We start from the raw sequence: 22,082 nt of genomic DNA, 5'->3' as shown, positions 1-22,082 counted from the left end.
AAGTTTTTCACTTTTGCAATTTCATCTTATGTATCCCTATATATGAGGCCCATTAGCTTTGTTAGAACCCGTACTTTTTACAAAGCACTTTTGCATTTTTCACAAAAGTACCGGTACATTTCGACGACGTTATCCCAAATTTCATGCATCTCCTCTTGACGCAGAAAAAATTAAGCTTACACTTGTTCGCTGAACTAGCGTACAAGTGTAAGCTAGAATATTTTCATCCTTTTTGTATTTAAGATATTCCGACGAAATACAGGTGTGATTTCTACATTGAGACAATTACTAGATAAATTTACTGATCGCATATTCCACCACGGCTCTTGGAAGGGCTATTGGGAAGTACTGATGCAGCAAATTAAACCCGCATGGCGCGATGGGTATTTTAGAGCCAGAGTTGTAACAGTAAAAAACTTAAGCTCGGATATACTCGAGGTGCTACTTGAGCCGGATAGTTCGTGGCCAACGCATTCCGCAGGGCAGCATATCGCGTTGACTATAGAGCTTAATGGCAGGCTCACCACCCGCGTATTTACCATAGCAAGTGGTGCTAATACCCACCAAAGAGACAAGCAGATCCGCTTGGTGACTAAGGTAAAAGCCCAAGGCGCGCTAACACCTTACCTACATACCTGTGTGCCTAATCAATGGGTAAATATTTCAGCCCCCATGGGAGAGTTTGTATGGCCTAAGACAGAAAGGTCTCTACTTATGATTGCGGGCGGCTCGGGTATAACTCCTTTCATTGCCATACTTGACGATGCCGTCAACAACGCGCAGCTAAACCATACACCGGTACACTTACTTTATTTTGCTAAGCCAGGCGAGCATGTATTACTCAGTGAATTATCAGCGTTCAGTCAGCGCTGTGAGTACTTCACCTATGATATTTTGAGCAAGCAAAAAGACGGAGACGTAGAAGCGCATTTGTGTAACTTTGCCAATGCACACTGGTTAGTGTGTGGTCCACGTGCCATGTTCGAGCAAGTTGAAAGTTATGCAAAAACGATCAACGTACCTGTTTCAAGCGAACATTTCGCTGCGCTTCCTGTGGTGAGCAACACAAGCCTTACCGAAAGCGAAACCTTCTCTTTAATTCACAACGGCCAATCTTTGGCTATCGACAATCAGCAAACCCTGCTTTCACAGCTTCAACAAGCAGAACAACCTGTGACCTATGGCTGTGGCATGGGAATTTGTCATCAATGTCAATGTGTGAAAAAACGGGGCGTAGTGAGAGATACCCGCACGGGTGAGCTTTCAGATAGCGCAGAGCAACTTATTCAGCTGTGTGTATCACAAGCCGTAACTGATTTGGAGATTCAACTATGAACACCAGTGTTGCAATAGACAACCAACACCGTGAAGAAGCCATCGAACAAGCGCATGCTCCGATAAGTGGAACCAAAGCAATTCCGTCAACGAGCACTAAAGAGAAACCGAACTACGAGTTACTTGCCGCTCAGCTTGATGAAATTAAAGCTGACATTAAACGAAAAGTGGGTGCTGAAGATGCGGCCTATATCCGACGTATAATTCTTGTTCAGCGAATTTGCGAGTGGAGCGGACGGATACTTTTAATGTTGGGGTTCATTCAGCCGCTGCTCTGGGTTGCCGGCGTATTGAGTTTAGCTACTGCAAAAATTCTCGATAATATGGAGATAGGCCACAACGTGATGCATGGCCAGTACGATTGGATGAACGACAAACACATTAATTCGAAAGGTTATGAGTGGGATATTGCCTGTGATGGCGCAAGCTGGAATCGCGTTCATAATTACGAACATCACACCTATACCAACATTATTGGCAAAGATAGAGACTTTGGCTACGGTTTGCTTCGCCTGTCTAACGATTTTGGATGGCGTGTAAAAAACCTATGGCAGTTCGCGACTTACATCGTACTTAGTGTTTTATTTCAGTGGGGTGTGTCGTATCACGAAATGGCCGCTGAGCGGGTCTTTTTTGGAAAAAAGAAGGACAACCGCAAGAATCAGGTTACTCATAGTGAACTAAAGAAGCGCTTTTTTAGCAAGGGCGCACGTCAATTAGTAAAAGACTATGTGCTATTTCCTCTGATAGCTGGCCCCCTATTTTTATGGGTACTTGCAGGCAACCTTGTTGCCAACTTACTGCGTAATTTGTGGACATCGACTATCATCTTCTGTGGTCATTTCACTGGCGATGTAGAAACATTCAAAGAGGAAGATTGTGTTAATGAAACCCGAGGGCAATGGTACTACCGACAAGCGCTGGGCTCTTCGAACATCAAAGGCGGCAACTTGTTTCACGTGCTTACTGGGCATTTAAGCTTTCAGATTGAGCACCATTTGTTCCCAGATATTCCTGCTAGGCGCTATAGAGAAATGGCCCCCAAGGTAGAAGCCGTATTCAAAGAACACGGCATGCACTACAACACTGGCGGATTTTTAAAACAGTACGGTAGCGTATTAAAGCGTATTATTCGCTACTCTTTCCCTTAACAAACTGAAACCCTAACCAGCCGGTCATAGCGCTCGCGCTGGTTAGGCACGTTCCCCACGCCCAATCAACCAGCATGATGAACAATGTAAAACCTTCAATAATGCTGTATGCCGTTAAGTTGTATGCGCCATAACTAGCTAACCCTAAAAGCGCGCCATCAATTCCCGCATAAAGTAACGACTTATCTCTGTTCGCCACCACAGCAAGAACAAACACTACACATCCATACATCAAGTAGAACACTACCCAAGGCCACGTGATAAATTGATTTCTAAGCAAGGGGGCCATTTCACTTTGATACCAGTTATCCGCAATAACACCAAGCCACAAGAAATCAAGTACGCCAAAGCACACAAAGATAGCAATTAACGACACGATGATGTTTTTCGCAAAGCGAATGATGTTGGAAAGCATGAAACCTATCCCTGTAAATAAGTAAATTGCTGATATAAGTTATTTAAAATATGAATACGTAAGTGTTGCACAATTAGCGCATTGGGAAAACGGTAAACCTTTTTACTGCGCGTGATCACTTTACTTAAAACTTACACTGGCAACTGCAACTTAAAAGACCTTTGAGCCTCAAAGTGACGTGGTTCAAATAAGCGTAAAATAAAATGAAAAAAACACTATTAGTCATAACGACTTCGTTAATTGTCAGTGCGTGTGCTCATAGGCCACCACCTTTAGACATGGATGAAATATTTTTTGAAACGAAAATCAAGCAGGACGGTACCAAGCTCTTCGCGTTTAGCATTCCATTAATGAAACCGCGAGAAGGCGCTAAAGGTGGCGGCAGAGGCGACCGTGGTCAAGGGGTTGAAGGTGGCGGTGGCCGTGGAGGACAGGAAAACCGAGGAGGCTCATCACAAAATTCGTCAGATAGCAGCGATAGAATGACTGAGCAACTCTATGCCTCTCTTGATGAGAAATTGGATGAAACAGGTTATTGCCAAACCGGCTATATAGAAATCGATACACATCAAACCGAAGATAGGCTGCACCTATTAGGCGAATGTAATGAGACGGCGAGTGAACTGGACAGACTCGACTTCCCGAACGTTAATTAACGCACTTTTCATGAAGCGCACTGTTGATAGCGTGCGCTTTGTTTAACGCTCGTTTGCTCAACAACCTCTTAATCAACACAGAGGGTATGCTCCACCACACCATTAGACACATAAGCTCTGCAGCCAAATAGGTCGGTAGTTTCTAAACACACCCCACTGGCTTTTTGCCCAGCTTCCACCTGATTGTTTCCCGTAACACAAGCCACTTCGCATTCGCTGCTGTCATTACACGCATTGCCAGCATCATTCGCCGGTAAAACACAAGTATACGCCTGCTGTCGGCCTACTTTCTTCCACTTACCACCCTGTTTATCACACACTTTTTCAGACTCAATAGAATAGGCCTGCTGTACCAAAGGCAGAGAGGTATCAACAACATGCTCTAATTTTTCAACTTCTTCAACACTTGCTATCGGCTGTTCAATGACTTCTGGGGGCCGCGCACCACAAGCCGCTAAAGTTGCACCCAAGCCCACTGCCAACCAGGCCCCAAACCGATGCTGTATCTTAACGCTTGCCTGTTTCATTCTTTCCCTCTATTTGTTTTACTTTTTAAACAATTACTACTTAAAAGCCACGCTTTTTCAAACCTGCGATACTTATGACCACGGCTATTAGATAAGTTCTTATTTTTTCGATAAATCCTTATTCGTGCGCTGCGCTATGCCTAATAAATTATCGAGCCTATGAAATTTTAATGATACCTAGGCGGGTCTCTTCATACACTTCGCAAAACTTGCAGTATTTACGGATGCTTTATGACACTAAAACAAACCGAAAACCTAGTAACCGCCTTAATAACTTTCAGCTTCGCTGTTCTTGGCCTAACATTTTTATTGGGTGCAAATCCCAATGCACTAATAACTACTTTTAACTTTTATTCGTTAGGCGCAATAGTTAGTGAAAGTGCACTTGGTGCTATCACTGGGATTACATTATTGCTGCTAGCCTTAATGACATTTGCTGCTCGATTTAAGCTAGTGTCAGTAAAAACGGTTACGCTATTCGCTGCATTGGTTACCGCAATCCCCCTACTCACCTTGTTATCTCCCGGGCGATGGATGGCTGATTTAGGCGGCTTCCCGATTATCGGAAGTGGTCAAGGCATCATCAAGTACTTCGCAGTATTACCGCTTTTTCTGTTCTTGTTTTATCGCGACAAACTTTCGCATAAACAGCTGACTTACCTTAACTTTGCACCTGTAGCCATGGTTTTACTATGGATAGGGAGCATGAAGTTTTTCGAGTTTGAAGCCAATGCAATTGTTGGGTTAGTAGAAACCTCGCCGTTTATGTCGTGGCTTTATGACGTGTTCAGTGTACAGGGAGCATCGAATGTAATAGGTGGTTTTGACGTCTTTTTTGCGCTTGTTTTGGGCGTAGGTATTTACACTAAGAACAAGCCAATGATTATTACGAGTGGAATCGCTTGTTTATCCGTATTTTTGATGACCCAAACATTTTTGTTCACTGTGCCGAATACCTTTAACAGTGCCACCATCGTTAACCGTTTAGGCCAGTTCGTTATTAAAGACCTTTGGTTTGTCGCTAACTTAGCGGTAGTGGCCTACTTCACAATATTTAATTCGGTGTCAACTCAAAACCGAAAAGCGCAACTAGACTAAATTAGGCTAAATTTAGATACACAAGGCCGCGTGCTGCGGCCATTTCAAGTGATATAAAACAACAGGTAGATGACGGACAATCGTTTGATGCTCTTTATTTATCTTGTTCTACCAACAAGCTTACCCAGACTAATCTATGATCTGAGCTGGCCGCACGGTCTTTAACTAATCTATACAGGTCACTTGTTTTAGCTGGCCAAAAAACGCCAGCTTCATGTACATCGAACCCATATCGAGATGGTAGAACATAGTCAGCCCTGGCCCCCCAATAAGCGGTAAAGCGATTACTGTATTTAGCGCCAGATGCGCCCGCACCACCAGCGCTTGTTGGAATTGTTTCGTTATTAACTAGTGGGTGTTCGGTTAATTGCTCAATTACACCTTCTCTGTGTTTGTCCCCGATATCAGCAGCATTAAAATCGCCTACAAGTACAAAGCGCGTATTGTTTCCTAGGCTAACTTTTTCGCCCGTGTCATCATAGATATATGCGCCTTTGTCAGGAGAAAGGTAATCTGCCATCAACCTTATTTCATCAAAGTTGCGCTTACCGTTTCTGTCCTCTTTTCCATCAAAATTAGGTGGCGTTGGATGCATTGCAAGTATGTGAACGGTCTTACCGCCCACTTTCACCGGCACATCCCAGTGAGACTTTGAACTTAACCTCAATGCCGCCCATTCATTTACATCGTACCAAGGAGTGCCATTATCAGTACTTCCACTCTCATCGGGAATAATGGGGACCTGTGGGTGAGGCATGTGATGCCATTTAAAAGTCTGGAAAGTACGAATACCCTCAACATCAATTGGGTATTTTGACAGTAGCGCCATACCGTATTGTCCAGGATATAATCCGAACCCATAGGCATCGCCACCAAAACCTTCTGCCTTACCATTATTGTCTAAGTCGAAGGTGGTAGGCTCGCCCGTGTTTACTGGCGCTACGTAGGTGTAGGGGTAATCCACTGGCTTTAGGCCACGCTGAGAAACGTTCAGGTAGTTCTTTATAAAAGCCTCAACCCCTTTGCGTTTATCTGCAATGTAGTCAAACTCGTTCAACATTAAAATATCAGGGTTCATGCGTTGAATGATCTCAGCAATATTTTTGACTTGAGGGTGCTCACCTGTAGATAGAACGTGTTGAAGAACTTTATTGCTTGGCGGCATATCCAACGATTTATAGTTAGTGGCTTCCATACTTACGTTAAACGTAGCGACTTTAAGCATTTGCTGATCTTTTGAATAAGCCAAAGTGGATACGCACATTGCGGGTAAAAGAGCTGTTACAAAGAAAAGCGCCCTAATTTTCATGTTGTTACCTTTAAATAAAGTCGTTTGCTAACGATACCAATATGCATGAGGATTCTATACTATTTTGTACTGAAGAATAGCTAGGATCTGTTAAGCGTTAGGAGCAATGAACCTTACCTAAAGTTACCTCACTTGCGGCTATTTTTTTGCCCTTGTCGTTACAACCTTGGGTTAGTTTTGATCTTTCCAATTCTTGCGCTATCACCATTTTAAAAAATAACCGCACAATTAAAGCATTTAACAAAATTATATTGCACAAAAACATGCATAGAATGGAATAATAGAATCAATTACTCATATTGCACTGATATTCTTTTTCTGACGTTAAGAGAGTACAACCCTCCCTGACTTTAACTGCTGCACGCATTTGGAAGTAATGAACAAGAATTTAATAGGAAGAGAGAAGTGTTATGAAAAGCTGGGTTTCAAAAGCGATTAATACCATCAACGCAGATTATCAGCGCTCTGCAGACACCCATTTGATAAAGCTTGAGCAAATAGCATTTCAAGGTATCGACATCTATTTAAAAGATGAAAGCACTCACCCAACCGGCAGCTTAAAACACCGTTTGGCTCGCTCCCTTTTTCTGTATGCTTTGTGTAATGGAAAAATTGTAGAGGGAACGACTGTGGTAGAGGCATCATCAGGCAGCACTGCCGTGTCTGAAGCTTATTTCGCTAAAATGATTGGCGTTCCGTTTGTTGCCGTTATGCCTAAATCAACCGCCCAAAGTAAAATCGCGCTTATTGAGCGATATGGCGGACAGTGTCACTTTGTGGATTGCCCTACACAAATGCACAGCGAAGCCACTAAGGTAGCGAAAGAACTTAACGGCTACTTTATGGATCAGTTCCTTTACGCTGAGCGCGCTACGGACTGGCGCGGCAATAATAATATTGCTGAAAGAATTTTTGAGCAGATGAAAGCCGAACCCCACCCTGTACCACACACCGTGGTTATGAGTGCAGGTACAGGCGGAACATCAGCAGCCATAGGCCGCTACATACGATACAAAGGCCTCGCTTCAAAACTCGTTGTAGTAGACCCAGAATTCAGTGTGTTTTTTGATAGCTTTAAGATTAAGGATCATACACTTACGGCTACCCGTGGAAGCCGCATAGAGGGCATTGGACGCCCTAAAGTTGAAGCCTCTTTTCAGCATGACGTTATAGACGACATGATTGCTGTTCCTGATACGGCTAGCATTGCAACCATGCATTGGTTAAACAACACCATGGGAATTAAAGCCGGCCCTTCCACTGGCACAAACCTATGGGGCGTATTAAGTATTGCTGAACAAATGAAGCAGCGAGGCGAAGCGGGCTCTATTGTAACGCTTATGTGCGATAGCGGGGAAAGGTACGGTGACACCTATTACAACGAACAGTGGGTACTAAACAATATTGGTTGTACAAGTGTGTTTACTGAAAAACTAGAAAGTATCGAAAGCTGAAATAAAACTAAGGCAGCTTGATTTACACTTTAATCTGCTACTTAAAGTGCTGGCACGCTATATGTCGCGCAGCACTTTATTCAAATCATGGTTCACTATACATTGGCGATAGATTTTTAATTGAAAAAGCTCACGAAGCCATGATGAAAATAAAGATGAAAATAAATAACATTATTCGCAGCAGTGTTGCATTAACTGCCATAATCGCTACCCACAACGCCTTCGCCACGAGTACACCAACAGCTGAAGCCGTTAGCACCAGCAGTACTAATACAGTTGCAAGTTACTCCAAAGGTACTTCTAACAGCAACTATGAGAGCGTTTTTGCCAATCTTGCACTTCACTGTATTCATCAAGAGTTTCCGAATGTAGTAAAACACATGATGAATAGTGCCAACGACGTTAAAGCGCCTAGTAAACTGTACCCGGCCTTTTATGGTTGTTTAGACTGGCATTCGTCCGTCCATGGCCATTGGCTTTTGGTAAGGATGTTAAATACTGCGAAAGACGCAGTGAATAAAGACGAGATCATTGAAAAGCTAAATATCAGCTTTACGACAGAGAACATTCAAGGCGAACTTGCCAGCCTTAAGCGCGAAAACAATGCGTCATTTGAGCGCCCCTATGGCCTTGCTTGGTTTCTACAATTAACCGCGGAACTTCGTCAATCATCAATTCCAGAAGCAAAGGAGTGGCTAAACACGCTACTTCCGCTTGAAGAGGAAATAGTGGCAAGAGTAAGTGCATGGTTACCTAAATTGGCTTACCCAATCCGAACGGGTGAGCATAGCCAAACCGCCTTTGCCTATGGCCTAATGTTAGACTGGGCGAAGGTAGCAGACAACAAGGACTTTGAAGCATTGCTTACATCTAGAGTAAAAGCATATTACCAGGCTGATAAGCAATGCCCCCTAGCCTACGAACCCTCAGGGCAGGATTTCCTATCTCCGTGTTTGGCCGAAGCTGACCTAATGCGCCGAGTAATGGCTAAAGAAGACTACAGCCAATGGCTTTCAGCATTTTTTCCAGACCTAACCGCTAAAACATCAAATTGGCTAGCGCCTGCGACCGTGACAGACAAAACAGACGGTAAGCTTGCCCACCTAGACGGACTGAATATCAGTCGTGCGTGGATGATTGAAGGCATCATGGAAGCCTTGCCAGAGGGTGATGAGCGCATACCCGTATTGGAAAAAACACTGAAAGCCCACCGTAAAGCAGGGTTAGATGCTGTATTTGGTGATATGCACTACATGGGCAGCCATTGGCTTGGCAGCTTTGCCAGCTACTTAGAAACACAGCGCGGTTTGAATTAACTTATATCCTACTAAAGTGTGAGATGAATGAGCACTAAAGTGCTATTCGTCTCACTCGCCTACCGTGGCATGCTCATTCTATGGTGATATGAATAAAGCGCAGCTATGGAAATTTTACTTGTTGATGATCACGTAATAGTGAGAGAAGGCTTTTCTACGCTGTTATCTTCGGTACTCGAAGGCGCTGTCATCACCAATGCAAAAAATGCGCAGCAAGCCACAAATGCACTTCGTACCAACCACTTCGACCTCATTATTTTAGACATTAATTTAGGAGCCACCAGCGGACTTACGCTAGCGGAATACATTATTCAGCGCTGGGAGCACGCAAAAGTACTTATGTTCAGCATGTTCGATGATATTTCCATCATCGATAGAGCTATGAAGCTAGGGGCAATGGGCTATGTTAGCAAACAAAGTGAACCTGATGTGCTGATAAGCGCGGTGACATCTATCATTAAAGGCCGGCGTTATTTGGAACACAATACTGCAATTGAACTCGCCACATTCAACCTGTCACATTCCGGAAGCAACTTAACAGATCTGACACAAAGAGAGTTAGATATATTCCTTGGAATAGCGAACGGTCTCTGTCGAAAACAGGTTGCAGAAAGCCTCAATATTTCCGAAAAAACGGTTTCAAACGTTATCACCCAGCTCAAGCGAAAACTTGAGCTACAAACAAATGCCGAGTTTGTTCACCTTGCCATCAAGCAGGGATATATTAAAATCGCCAGCTAAACAAGACCCACTAAACAAAGTCGGGAAATCTTCCCTGTACTTTCGTCTCTTATATACCCCCCTTTGGTACTGACTTTATCTTATGACAAAGATACTTTATGTAAATCAAGATATTAGTGTTTTCACCCCACTTCAAACTAAGGGAAATTTTCCCGTGTTTTGGAGGACGAATTCCGTTTATAAGAGCCTCTACTTAGTTACATACTGTTAACACAACATCAAGGTAACAGTGGAAACAAAACTATGGCTAAGTTCTATTCAAAGGCTTCATTGGCCTTAAGCGTAATTATTGGTTTAGGTACGAGTTCACATTTATATGCGGACGATGGCGTGACATGGGCAGACATTGAAAATGATGCCAAGACGCCTGAGAACGTGCTGATGTATGGTATGGGTCCAGAAGCTCAGCGTTACAGCGGACTTGATCAAATCAACAAAGAAAATGTACACATGCTATCTCCGGCTTGGGTGATGAGTTTTGGTGATGAAAAGCAACGGGGTCAAGAGTCCCAGGCAATAGTGTACGACGGTATTGTCTATGTAACCGGTAGCTACTCCCGTATCTACGCCTATGAAGCAAAAACAGGTAAGAAGTTGTGGGACTACGCCCACCGCCTTCCAGAAGGTATTCGACCTTGTTGTGACGTGGTAAATCGCGGCGCAGCAATTTATGGTGACTTAGTCTTTTTCGGTACGCTGGATGCTGGCGTTGTTGCCCTTGACCGGCTAACGGGCAAAGTAAAATGGAAGAAGCGCTTTGAAGACTATCGTGCAGGCTACACCATGACGGGGGCACCTACGATTGTTAAAGACCAAAAGTCAGGAAAGGTCATGCTTATCCACGGTTCATCAGGTGATGAATTTGGCGTTGTAGGAAAACTATTTGCACGCGACCCTGAAACCGGTGAAGAGATTTGGATGCGTCCATTTGTTGAAGGGCACATGGGCAGATTAAATGGAAAAGACAGCACGCCTACTGGTGGTTCATACGAAGTGACAACGTGGCCAAAGGATGAAAACGGCGAAATGGTTGAGGCTTGGCACCACGGTGGTGGCGCACCATGGCAAAGTGCAAGCTTCGATGTTGAAACTAACACTATCATCATAGGTGCAGGTAACCCCGCTCCTTGGAATACATGGAAACGCACCGCCAAAGGCGGCGATCCGCGAGATTGGGATAACCTTTATACTTCCGGACAAGTGGGTGTAGATGCAACCACTGGTGAGGTTAAATGGTTCTATCAACATACACCTAACGACGCATGGGATTTCTCTGGCAACAATGAACTTGTTCTATTTGACTATTACGATAATGGAAAGCTCATAAAAGCGACGGCTCATGCAGACAGAAATGGCTTTTTCTATGTAGTTAACAGACAAAACGGTGAATTCATCAGAGGCTTTCCCTTTGTAGATAACATTACGTGGGCCACACATATAGACCCTGACACGGGTCGCCCAGTTGAAGTAGACGGACAACGCCCACCACTGCCTGAGCCGGGTGAAAAACGAGGAAAGTCAATAGAGGTATCGCCTCCATTCTTGGGCGGGAAGAACTGGAACCCGATGGCCTACAGCCAGAATACCGGCTGGTTCTATATGGGCGCAAACCACTGGAAAGAAGACTACTGGACGGAAGAAGTGACCTATAAGAAAGGTGCTGCTTACCTAGGACAGGGTTTTAGAATTAAGCGCATGTATGACGACCACGTGGGCGTACTTCGTGCCGTAGACCCCATTTCAGGTGAAATTAAATGGACACACAAAGAGAAACTTCCTATGTGGGCTGGGGTACTGGCGACGAAAGGCGGACTCATTATTACCGGAACGGGCGATGGCTATGTCAAAGCTTTCGATGAGGAAACCGGTGAAGAACTTTGGAAGTTCCAAACGGGCTCGGGCATCATTTCATGCCCTATAACCTGGGAAGAGGATGGTGAGCAATATATTGGCTTAGCGTCAGGGTATGGTGGTGCAGTACCTCTATGGGGAGGAGATATGGCTGAACTCACCAAACCTGTCGCGCAAGGTGGTTCGTTCTGGGTATTTAAACTTCCTAATCACAATAAGAAGCAAAACGTAGCTAAACAATAGCTTTAAATTTGCAAACCAAACCGAGAGGCGGTGAAAACGCCTCTCGGCATTAAGGAGCTCTCATGCGCTTACGTTTTCAAACAACCAAACAACTCCCAGTATTATTATTAGTCGCCCTATATTCAGCAACTGCCAGTGCCATTCCTGATTTCGAAGATGATGTGAAGATTATCAACGGATGTGAAATAAAACCAAAAACAGTATGTAGCAATACAGACTTGAGCGGTGCTGATTTGAGCCATGCAAATTTGCACGGGGCAGTATTCACAAACGTTAAGTTCAACAAAACCAATTTAAGGCACGCCAACTTAAGCTACTCGACGTTTAAGAAAAGTAACCTAGACCACGCTGATTTAGCTACCGCCAACTTAAAACATGCAGATTTACGCAGTTCAAAAGTTCGCAACGCTAACTTAGAAGGTGTAGATGGCTGGGCGCTTTTCGGTCAAGGGGTTGATTTCACCAACTCCAACTTTTCAGGCGCCAACCTAGACCAAGGGCGTTTATCAGGTGCGACAATGGTAAACACCAACTTGCGTGCCGCGCGCCTAGAGCGAGTTTGGATGAACAAAGCAAACTTTGAAGGTGCTTCACTCATTAACGCCAATATTCAGGAAGCAAAACTGAACGATGCAAGTTTGTATCGAGCGAACCTAACAGGCACGCGCATCCACTACGCAACATTTCAGGGCACTTTCATGGACGAATGTATAAATTGTCCGATTGACTGGTAAGCTAGAGCCCCCTTGGGGTTGCTCTAGCAAGGTCACTCACGTCTATGACAATTTAACTGCCAACTCAGCAGTTTCTTTCCCCAAAATTTTAAGCTGCTCTATGGTTTTTTCATCGATTAATCCACTGTGTTTAATGATATGCAATACTTGGAAACACAGTGCGGCATCCACTAATTTATATGTAAAAGAGTGAAACATGGTAAGAGAGCCGCACTCGATTCAGCGGCTTTCTTTCAACACCTAGCGTCAAAATTATACAGAGAGTTTGAGAAACAACACGTTATATAATGCTGTCTGTTTCAAATGCATTTTCACTTGAGCGATCCGCAAGTTTTTTGAGCATTGCGAGTAAAAGTAGGTTTTGAAACTCAGGCTCTTTTAAAAGAAAAAACCCCTCTGTTGAAATAATACTCTCAAAGAGAGAGATAATATTTAATAGCACAAGAAACCAAAATGCTATGTTGCTGTAATTTTTCTTGTCCATGATTATTAGCCTTTATCCATGCTTAAATAAAACTAAAAAAGCAGACCAAAGCCTGCTTAATCAATACTAAGGAATTTCTGGCTCGTTTGCACCATCGTAGAATCCGTTGCCAAATCCTCGACCGAAATCATAGGCCAGCCACACCTGCACCTGCCACTGCTTCGATTTCTTTAATGTTGATCTCTTCCATAATAAAGCTCCTTTTTTCAATTAAAGTGATGTGCTAATGCACTGAACTAGACTATGACACCAAAGCAGTATTGACGACTGTCCATGAGTTGGGTTTTACAACGTTTTGTGAATTGAAATTTATTTTTCTGGAATAGGCAATGAAGGGACTTGATGGCGTTAACTGTTTCTCATATTAAGTAGCGCACTCTCTAATCGAAGCGATTTCAAAGGCACACTTGTTTAGCATGGATAGAAATTCTGAAATGTAGATAGCTAGAGCGCGTGCGGCTTACTCTAGCTACCCTAAGCCCATGTCTCAGCCAAGCTTACCAGCCAACTCGGCGGTTTCTTTCCCCAAGTTTTTAAGCTGCTTTATCGTTTTTTCGTCGGTAATTGCGCCATCTTCCATAAGCGAATCAACCTTTGCGATAGCTTTTTGATTTGGCAACACCATTGTGCCTAGGTTTTCAAGCAGCATTCTCAGTACCACAAGTACACGCATGCCCCCTAATCCACCAGCAGACGCCGCCATAATACCAGCCACTTTACCTCGATAGGCTTGCAATGGTTTTTCCCCTTCCCCCATGCGCGATGCCCAATCGATAGCGTTTTTCAGCAATGCTGGGTAGCTAGAATTGTATTCTGGTGATGCTATAAGAAAACCATCATGACTCATTAGCAATTCTTTGAACGCCTGCGCTTTTTCAGGCATGCCAAATTCAGCCTCTTCGTCTTCATTAAATATTGGCATTTGATAGTCGGCTAGGTCAATAACGGTAACCTCTGCGCCAGCTTCACGGGCGCCTTCAGCAGCGACGTTAACAATAGCCTGGTTAAACGAACCTTTACGGGTACTACCTGCAAATGCAAGGATCTTAGTCATTTGAGTTTCCTGTCGTTAATTTAAGTAGTGTTCTAGTTGTCTGATTTATAGGAAGCTATCACCCTATCGGTTCTAATCGAAATGTAATACCACTGCACCTGCGGTTACACGCCGCGATTACGAACATTTTAAATCTCGCCGAGTACGCAATAATCTATGCCCACTGGTATAACGATCACGATTAGCGCAAACGAGCGTTGTAGGGGTGACGCTTATGTTTCGTATAAAAAAAGGCTGACAATCAATGTCAGCCTTTTAAATATCACTACCTATGTTGTACCGCGAACACTACATTTTTTCTAGTGTTTCGATGCCAAGTAGAGTTAATCCTTTCTCTAGCGTATTGGCAACCAAAGCTGACAACGCTAAGCGGCTATCACGTACAGTTGGCTCAATGCCGTCTTTTAACATTGGGCAAGCTTCGTAGAACGTCATGAACGCTGAAGCCACTTCGTACAGGTACGTACACAATACGTGAGGTGTCGCTTCACGAGATACCATGCCAATCACTTCTTCAAACTGCATCAATAACACTGCTAGCGCATGCTCTTGTTTCTCAACTATATTGATATCTACCGGCATAGTTGCCATATCAACACCCGCTTTTCTAAACAAGCTTTTCACACGGGTATACGCATATTGCAAATAAGGCGCTGTATTACCTTCAAAGCTTAGCATTGAGTCCCAGTTAAACATGTAATCAGTTGTGCGGTTCTTAGATAGGTCAGCATATTTTACTGCGCCAATACCTACCTTTCTTGCAACTTCTTTTAGCTCGTCTTCACTTAAATCGTTGTCACGCTCGGCAATCAGTTTGCCTGCTCGCTCAACCGCTTCATCAAGCAACTCAACCAATTTAACCGTGCCACCGGTACGGGTTTTAAATGGCTTACCGTCACTGCCTAGCATCATACCAAACGGGCAGTGCTCGTAAGTTTGCTCTTCTTTCATAAAGCCCGCTTTGCGGCCTACAATTTCAGTTTGCTTAAAGTGCAGCGCCTGACGAGCGTCAGTAAGAATAAGCGTACGGTCAGCGTTTAATTTGCCGCTACGATAACGCATTGCTGCAAGGTCCGTGGTTGCATAAAGGTAGCCACCACCCGACTTCTGGACGATATAAACCGCCGGGTTGCCCTCTTTATCTGCAAGCTCAGGAATAAACACCACCTGCGCCCCCTGATCTTCTACAGCGATGCCTTTTGCTTTGAGTTCGCTTATTACGTTGGCCAAGTCGTCATTGTAAGCCGACTCACCCATAATATCTTTACGGGTAAGGCTTACGTTTAGCTTGTCGTACACTTCTTCGGAGTGAGCAATAGACACGTCAATGAACTTTTCCCACAGTGCGAGGCACTGAGCGTCACCGCCCTGCAGCTTAACTACGTATTCACGGGCGCGGTCGGCAAAGCCTTCTTCTTCGTCAAAGCGTACTTTGGCTTCGCGATAAAAGTCTTCAAGGTCAGACAACGCAGTTTCCGCCACTTCCTCTTGAAGCTTGTCTGATAGGTGCGCAAGCAACATGCCGAATTGCGTGCCCCAGTCGCCCATGTGATTTTGACGAATTACATTGTGGCCCAAGAATTCAAGCACTTTAACCACGGCGTCGCCGATGATGGTAGTACGCAGGTGACCTACGTGCATTTCTTTCGCTAAGTTAGGCGATGAGTAATCTACGACAATGTTTTGCTCTGGCGACTTTGCAATACCCAAACGCGGATCGGTTAACGATAGCTCGCATTGGTTAGCCAGCCAATCATCGTTTAGATGTACGTTTATAAAGCCAGGGCCAGCCACTTCTAGCTTACTGGCAATATCGTCAAGCTTTACGGTTTCAACGATTTTCTCTGCAATATCACGTGGCTTTTGCTTAAGCTGCTTGGCTAGCGCCATAGCGCCGTTAAACTGGTATTCACCAAACTCTGGTCGAGCACTGCGCGAAACGGGTACTGGCGCATTCTCTACGCCCATCTCTTGCAGAGCCTCAGTGAAACGATTAACTAATAGTGCATGTATATTCATAATGTATATTTCTTTAATTTTCGCGCGTGTTCGTAAATTGAATATCTGGATAGCGTTCTTGGGCTAGCTGCAAATTCACCATAGTCGGTGCGATATACGTTAAGTTATCGCCTCCATCCAACGCCAGGTTCTGCTCACCTTTGCGGCGGAATTCATCTAGTTTTTTCTCATCACTTGAGTAAACCCAGCGAGCCGTTGAAACGTTAATATGCTCGTATAACGCATCTACGTTGTATTCGGCTTTTAAACGAGCCACAACTACGTCGAACTGCAGAACACCTACCGCGCCTACGATCAAATCGTTGTTTGCAAGGGGTCGAAACACCTGAACTGCGCCTTCTTCAGAAAGCTGAATAAGACCTTTCAGCAGCTGTTTTTGCTTAAGTGGATCTTTCAAACGAATACGTTTAAATAGCTCTGGCGCAAAGTTTGGAATACCCGTAAAGCGGTAGTTATCGCCTGACGTGAAGGTGTCACCAATTCGGATAGTACCGTGGTTATGTAAACCAATGATATCGCCAGCATACGCTTCTTCTAGTAGGGAACGGTCACCCGCTAAGAAAGTTAACGCATCAGAGATACGAACATCTTTGCCTAAACGGCTGTTGCGCATTTTCATGCCTTTTTCATACTTGCCCGACACAATACGACAAAACGCAATACGGTCACGGTGTTTCGGGTCCATGTTGGCCTGAATTTTAAATACGAATCCGCTAAATTTGCCGTCGGTACTTTCGATAGTCCCTTCTTCTGTTTCGCGTCCAAGTGGCGCTGGCGCCCACTCAACCAAACCGTCAAGCATGTGGTCTACGCCAAAGTTACCCAATGCCGTGCCGAAGAATACTGGCGTTAGCTGGCCTTCACGGAATAGCTCTTGATCAAATTCATTCGATGCACCGCGCACTAGTTCAAGCTCGTCGCGCAGAGTCTCGGCAAGATCGCTTCCTACTGCCGTATCAAGCTCTGAGTTATCCAACCCTTTAATGATACGCACATCTTGAATAGTGTGACCCTGACCGCTTTGATACAAAATAGTCTCGTCGCGGTGAAGGTGATATACACCTTTAAAGCTCTTACCACAGCCGATTGGCCACGTGATTGGCGCGCACAGGATATCAAGCTCGGTTTCTACTTCATCAAGCAGTTCCATAGGATCGCGAATATCCCGGTCTAGCTTGTTCATAAAAGTCACAATTGGCGTATCGCGCAAACGGGTAACTTCCATTAGCTTACGGGTTCTGTCTTCTACACCTTTAGCCGCGTCGATCACCATAAGGCACGAGTCAACGGCTGTTAGCGTACGATAGGTATCTTCAGAGAAGTCTTCGTGCCCCGGGGTATCCAGCAGGTTTACCAAGTGATCGCTATATGGAAACTGCATAACTGAGGTGGTTACCGAGATACCACGCTCTTTTTCCATCTCCATCCAGTCAGACTTAGCATGCTGACCTGATTTTTTACCTTTTACAGTACCGGCGGTTTGAAGCGCACGCCCGAACAACAGTACTTTTTCAGTAATGGTGGTTTTACCCGCATCCGGGTGCGATATGATTGCGAACGTACGTCGCTTTTTAATCTCTTCTAGAAGTTTCTTATCTGACATCAATACTTATCTTCGTTATCTATTATCCCTGTAAACCAATAACTTACAGGCGCGTTTTATATCGGATAGGCAATGCTTGTCCGCGCAAATTGTATATTGCGGTGAAACGCTTGATACGGCTTGGTAATTAATTGCGCGGATTTTAGCATTTTACTGGGCGTAACAGTAGAGCGAAATTACGTAGCACCTGTCTTATGACGGGTTAAATGAATCGACGGTTTAATTTCAATGATCTCTTCAAGTTTTTAACATTCAATTTAACGAAAACCTTTGCGTAGGCGCTCAACGAACTTATTAGCTTATTCGTCCCATAACTATTTACTTTGCCTACTGAATCAACATCAATCTACACGGCACCACACATTTTCTTAAGCTTACTTAATACCAAGCTAGACTGAGCAGTGCTCTAAAAACATAAACTGATGATTATGTATTTTTGTTTTATCTTTTGAAGGCTTACATTTTTAAACAATGTGCTATATTGATTTTTAAACAAAAAACAACCAACGGTACAAGGACGACATATGCTGCGAATATTATTCGCATGGCTTGTAATAGCATGCTTTTGCCCAACCGCTAACGCAGCTAATTTCAATGACCCACAGTCTATGCTCTCTTTGGACAGCGATGCCGTTTTTGCAGTAAGTAACTCAGCTGAACTTACAGGCAATGAACAGTGGTTTTATAGCGCTGATGTTATAAAAAGGTCTCCTTCACAGTACTTACATTTTAAAGTTCGCGTTTACAACCAATTAGATACGCAAGTTCCTGTCTGGTTTTCAATAAGCTTTCCTGCAATTAAAACACTCGCTGTCACCGACGGTACCCATCAATGGGAAACAGGAGACGATACACCTTACAGCACTCGTGCGGTAAACACGCCCGATTATCACTTTCCGTCTGTATTGCCAGCTTCATCTTATACGGAATTTAGCGGCACCATGTCTGGCGAGATACTTAGATACAGTTTCTCTGTGGCTACACCGGAATTTTATAGCAACCTTTACATGAAAACATTGCAGCGGGATATGGCATTTTTCGGCGCGATGGGGCTGCTTACCCTGCTTTGTGCACTTGGCTATATTGCCAGCCGCAATTTAGTTTTTCTTAGCTTTGCTTCGTTTATCTTTGCCACAACGTTTTGGTTCTTCCGAGTTTTTGGCTATGCATTTGAACTACTGTGGCCTAATACACCAAGTTTGAACGACATTAGCTATGCTGTAAGTATTTACTCTGTTTTGATTACCGCCTTTTGGGTATTGTTTCAAACTCTTGCCAGAGACAACCATGAAGTTTACGGAGCAAAACCGGTTAAACGATTCTGCGTAATTCTGCCATTTATGGGTATTTTGTTTTGGCAAGGCATGGGGCTCGATATAGCTCTTAAGCTCCCTGTTATTCTCTTTTTCCCTTATATACTGATTGCAGCTCTCGTTATCTTTGTAGAGCATAAACGGGGCTCTGACAGAGCCAAGTGGCTAGCTGCCGCTATGCTTCCAGTAACATTTAGTACCTTAGTCCTTACTATTATTGCACTTTTTGAGGTCGAGCTTTATCTAGAGCCTATCGCCACTTTCATGACTGGACTTGTGATGACCTGTCTGTTTATGGTCGCGCTTACCGCGAACTACATGGTTAAGGTTGTGCAAAGAGAAAGAGACGCACAGAAAGAAGCAGCACAATTAAAAAGTGAACAGACATTTAAACTAGAAGCGCTGGTGAAAGAGCGTACACTAGCGCTCGAACAGACCAACAGTGCATTGGCAGAGTTAGCTTCTAAAGATAGTTTAACGGAGTTGCCCAACCGACGTACGCTGGACATGTTCGTAGACAATACGTTCGATAAGACTATACACAACCACGAGGCACTCGCCATTGCGCTAATCGATTTAGATCATTTTAAAAGTATCAACGATACATTTGGACACGATGTAGGTGACGAAGTACTTAAGGGCATTGCTAACATTCTCGCGCCGCTAAATAATGCAGAGCAAGTAGCGGCTCGGTATGGTGGAGAAGAATTTGCCATTGCAAAGCGCGTCACACAGCCTAATGGTAACCAGTCTAGCGAAGCCGAGGAATTTGCAAAACAATTGGAAATCGTCCACCGTGCCATTAATCAGTTAGCGATTGCATCGATAGATGACAGGAAACTGGGAGCATGTATAGGTTGGACATTATGTAAAGGCTCCGACGATATTGTCGAAGCCTTTAGGCGGGCTGATCAAGCCCTTTACGTAGCCAAAGATAAAGGAAGAAACTTAATCATTCCCGCTTTATGAAACCGCAACCACCGCTTTTCGCTTATCATCTTTTGAAAATTGCAGCGCGTTGTTCAAATTATCGAATTCAAACACGTTAGGTATTTCAACAACCAACGTTTGCGCAGCAACTTGCTCAAGTAACGCCTCACCATCTTTCACCAAACGCTGCCACTGTGATAAATCGCCATAATCATGCAGCGCACCTAGCGCTATCTCATGATAAGAAATAGTACGCGTGAAAGGCTCATCAACAGGCACTTCAATACGACCTAGTATACTCACTACGTGACCATTAGCTTCAAGAAGCGGTACAAGTGACGCCGCATAGTCTGGACCATTTGCATCGAAAAGCGCGTAAAAGGTTTGCCCTTCAGGTTTACCGCGATGGATGGCTTTTACGCCCATCTCAGCAGCTTGCTCTTGCGTAAAGCTACCTGAGATAACATGCACATTAAAACCTGCTTGTGAAAGCATTTGTGCCAGCAATTTGTTAACGGCGCCCATACCGCTGACTAACACATCAGCCCCTTTTCTTACCGGCACTTTACTAAACGCCTGCCAGGCAGTAAGCATTGGGCATGGCAAGGCAGCAGCTAGTGCAAAATCAACGCTTTCTGGTACAACCATTACGCGGCTTGCGTACACTTCACTATGATCGGCAAAGCTTCCGTTTTCACCCAGGCTATGATGGTAAGCCACCCGCTTACCCAGGAGGCTGTTATCAACGCCCTCACCTACAGCTACAACAACACCCGCACCGTCCACACCGGGGATATGCCCTTTTTCCCAGTCGCGCGGGTTATCATCGATAAACTTCCAGTCAACTGGGTTAATGCCAATAGCATAGTTGCGCACGACAATACGCCCTGCCTCCGGCTCAGAAAACTCTTGTACGTTTTGTATCAGTGCTGCGCCAGCTTGTTCAAATTGCCAAACGTTAGCTTGCATAAAAGCTCCTTAACAAGGTGATTTTTCCGATTAGTCCCACGCAGGTGAAAAATCTGGGTTAGCTTGACGGTCGCCACAGTCTAGTGCGTCAATTTTTGCAATATCGTCAGCGTCTAAGGTAAGTTCAAGCGCTTTGAAATTGGTTTCCAAATTTTTGCGCTTGGTCGACGATGGAATAGTGACTAAACCATGGGCCAGCTCCCAGGCTACAACCACCTCAGCAGTGCTCACGCCGTGCTTATCTGCAATTGCAATGATGGTCTCGTCTTTTAACACTTTACCAACAGCAAACGGCATATATCCTGTTACTGTGATACCGTGTTTCTCACACGCTGCACGCACTTTTTCATTAGTAAGATAAGGGTGTACCTCTACCTGATTCGTGGAAATAACGCCCTCGCCCAAGATACTCACCGCTTCTTCAATTTGTGCCACGGTAAAGTTAGAAATACCAATCTCTTTTGTGAGTCCCAGTTCCTTAACGCGCAGCAATTCACCTAGGTACTCTTCCATGCTTTCGCCGTTTTCCGGTGACGGCCAATGAATAAGTAGCAGGTCAACGTACGACAGTTGGAGCTTTTCCAAACTCTCTTTTACGCTATCTACAAAGCTTGCTTTATTCAACTTGTCATTCCACACCTTGGTGGTGACGTATAGGTCTTCACGTGCAACAAGGTTGTTTGCAATAGCGTCTTTAATAGCGCGACCTACCGCTTCTTCATTGCCGTATATTTGCGCCGTATCAATATGACGGAAACCCACTTCAAGTGCCATTGTCACGCTGTTATAGGCTTCATCGTCTTTTAAGCGAAACGTGCCTACACCTAGCGAAGGAATTTTAGATTGTGACTGATTTACATTCGGCATGATGCCTCCTTGT

General features: G+C 44.4%; 19 protein-coding genes. 10 read left to right on the top strand and 9 right to left on the bottom strand.

Going from position 1 to position 22,082, the window contains the following annotated elements; genetic code table 11:
- Positions 1–276: 276 nt before the first annotated feature.
- Together ACXAFM_RS14815 and ACXAFM_RS14810 are read left to right on the top strand one after the other, a co-directional pair.
- Positions 277–1,335, top strand: a complete 1,059-nt coding sequence (locus ACXAFM_RS14815) for a flavin reductase family protein (RefSeq protein WP_474831342.1) — start codon at positions 277–279, stop codon at positions 1,333–1,335.
- Positions 1,332–2,486, top strand: a complete 1,155-nt coding sequence (locus ACXAFM_RS14810) for a fatty acid desaturase family protein (RefSeq protein WP_474831343.1) — start codon at positions 1,332–1,334, stop codon at positions 2,484–2,486. Before ACXAFM_RS14815 ends, ACXAFM_RS14810 begins: the two co-directional genes overlap by 4 nt.
- Here the strand turns inward: ACXAFM_RS14810 and ACXAFM_RS14805 are convergent.
- A complete protein-coding gene (locus ACXAFM_RS14805; RefSeq protein ID WP_474831344.1) occupies positions 2,464–2,901 on the bottom strand; it encodes a DUF2177 family protein in 438 nt (145 codons plus the stop codon). The two genes, ACXAFM_RS14810 and ACXAFM_RS14805, sit on opposite strands and share 23 nt — an antisense overlap.
- Before the next feature lie 203 nt (positions 2,902–3,104).
- On the opposite strand from ACXAFM_RS14805, the gene ACXAFM_RS14800 reads away from it, so the two are divergent.
- Positions 3,105–3,557, top strand: coding sequence for a hypothetical protein (locus ACXAFM_RS14800; RefSeq protein WP_474831345.1), 453 nt, complete (start codon positions 3,105–3,107; stop codon positions 3,555–3,557).
- A 68-nt stretch (positions 3,558–3,625) separates the two neighbouring features.
- Here ACXAFM_RS14800 and ACXAFM_RS14795 read toward each other — a convergent pair whose 3' ends face one another.
- Complete coding sequence (locus ACXAFM_RS14795; protein WP_474831346.1) at positions 3,626–4,084, bottom strand: hypothetical protein; 459 nt, start codon at positions 4,082–4,084, stop codon at positions 3,626–3,628.
- 231 nt (positions 4,085–4,315) lie between these two features.
- Here ACXAFM_RS14795 and ACXAFM_RS14790 point away from each other — a divergent pair, with 231 nt between their 5' ends.
- Positions 4,316–5,182, top strand: a complete 867-nt coding sequence (locus ACXAFM_RS14790) for a DUF417 family protein (RefSeq protein ID WP_474831347.1) — start codon at positions 4,316–4,318, stop codon at positions 5,180–5,182.
- Between the two features lie 94 nt (positions 5,183–5,276).
- Here the strand turns inward: ACXAFM_RS14790 and ACXAFM_RS14785 are convergent, their stop codons facing one another.
- Positions 5,277–6,491: an endonuclease/exonuclease/phosphatase family protein gene (locus tag ACXAFM_RS14785; protein ID WP_474831348.1), complete on the bottom strand. Its 1,215-nt coding sequence runs from the start codon at positions 6,489–6,491 to the stop codon at positions 5,277–5,279.
- 410 nt (positions 6,492–6,901) lie between these two features.
- Between ACXAFM_RS14785 and ACXAFM_RS14780 the strand changes: the two genes are divergently transcribed.
- The 5 genes from ACXAFM_RS14780 (at position 6,902) to ACXAFM_RS14760 (ending at position 12,830) form a co-directional block, all read left to right on the top strand.
- On the top strand, positions 6,902–7,945 hold the full coding sequence (locus ACXAFM_RS14780) for a PLP-dependent cysteine synthase family protein (protein ID WP_474831349.1): 1,044 nt from the start codon (positions 6,902–6,904) through the stop codon (positions 7,943–7,945).
- 59 nt (positions 7,946–8,004) lie between these two features.
- Positions 8,005–9,261 carry a DUF2891 domain-containing protein gene (locus ACXAFM_RS14775; protein ID WP_474831678.1) on the top strand — a complete coding sequence of 419 codons (1,257 nt, stop codon included), beginning with the start codon at positions 8,005–8,007 and terminating at the stop codon, positions 9,259–9,261.
- Positions 9,262–9,366: 105 nt separating this feature from the next.
- Positions 9,367–10,002: a response regulator transcription factor gene (locus ACXAFM_RS14770; RefSeq protein WP_474831350.1), complete on the top strand. Its 636-nt coding sequence runs from the start codon at positions 9,367–9,369 to the stop codon at positions 10,000–10,002.
- A gap of 243 nt (positions 10,003–10,245) precedes the next feature.
- Positions 10,246–12,096 carry a methanol/ethanol family PQQ-dependent dehydrogenase gene (locus ACXAFM_RS14765; protein ID WP_014948731.1) on the top strand — a complete coding sequence of 617 codons (1,851 nt, stop codon included), beginning with the start codon at positions 10,246–10,248 and terminating at the stop codon, positions 12,094–12,096.
- A 62-nt stretch (positions 12,097–12,158) separates the two neighbouring features.
- A complete protein-coding gene (locus ACXAFM_RS14760; protein WP_474831351.1) occupies positions 12,159–12,830 on the top strand; it encodes a pentapeptide repeat-containing protein in 672 nt (223 codons plus the stop codon).
- Between the two features lie 280 nt (positions 12,831–13,110).
- Here ACXAFM_RS14760 and ACXAFM_RS14755 read toward each other — a convergent pair whose 3' ends face one another.
- The 4 genes from ACXAFM_RS14755 to prfC form a co-directional block, all read right to left on the bottom strand.
- A complete protein-coding gene (locus ACXAFM_RS14755; protein WP_474831352.1) occupies positions 13,111–13,314 on the bottom strand; it encodes a hypothetical protein in 204 nt (67 codons plus the stop codon).
- 487 nt (positions 13,315–13,801) lie between these two features.
- Positions 13,802–14,368: an NADPH-dependent FMN reductase gene (locus tag ACXAFM_RS14750; RefSeq protein WP_474831353.1), complete on the bottom strand. Its 567-nt coding sequence runs from the start codon at positions 14,366–14,368 to the stop codon at positions 13,802–13,804.
- Positions 14,369–14,656: 288 nt separating this feature from the next.
- Positions 14,657–16,387 (bottom strand): arginine--tRNA ligase, encoded by a 1,731-nt coding sequence (argS, locus tag ACXAFM_RS14745; protein ID WP_474831354.1) that lies wholly within the window; start codon positions 16,385–16,387, stop codon positions 14,657–14,659.
- Between the two features lie 13 nt (positions 16,388–16,400).
- The gene (gene prfC, locus ACXAFM_RS14740; protein ID WP_474831355.1) at positions 16,401–17,990 is read right to left on the bottom strand and encodes a peptide chain release factor 3; all 1,590 of its coding nucleotides are present in this window, start codon (positions 17,988–17,990) and stop codon (positions 16,401–16,403) included.
- A 524-nt stretch (positions 17,991–18,514) separates the two neighbouring features.
- On the opposite strand from prfC, the gene ACXAFM_RS14735 reads away from it, so the two are divergent.
- Entirely contained in the window at positions 18,515–20,272 is a 1,758-nt protein-coding gene (locus tag ACXAFM_RS14735; RefSeq protein ID WP_474831356.1) for a GGDEF domain-containing protein, read from the top strand.
- Here the strand turns inward: ACXAFM_RS14735 and ACXAFM_RS14730 are convergent.
- Together ACXAFM_RS14730 and dkgB are read right to left on the bottom strand one after the other, a co-directional pair.
- A complete protein-coding gene (locus tag ACXAFM_RS14730) occupies positions 20,267–21,202 on the bottom strand; it encodes an alcohol dehydrogenase catalytic domain-containing protein (protein ID WP_474831357.1) in 936 nt (311 codons plus the stop codon). The genes ACXAFM_RS14735 and ACXAFM_RS14730 overlap by 6 nt on opposite strands.
- A 30-nt stretch (positions 21,203–21,232) precedes the next feature.
- Complete coding sequence (dkgB, locus tag ACXAFM_RS14725) at positions 21,233–22,069, bottom strand: 2,5-didehydrogluconate reductase DkgB (RefSeq protein WP_283645096.1); 837 nt, start codon at positions 22,067–22,069, stop codon at positions 21,233–21,235.
- Positions 22,070–22,082: the final 13 nt, after the last annotated feature.

This window comes from Alteromonas sp. ABD4_190 (genome assembly GCF_056160105.1).
Note: the sequence above shows the minus strand (reverse complement) of the source record. Positions and strands in the feature narration are given on the sequence as shown.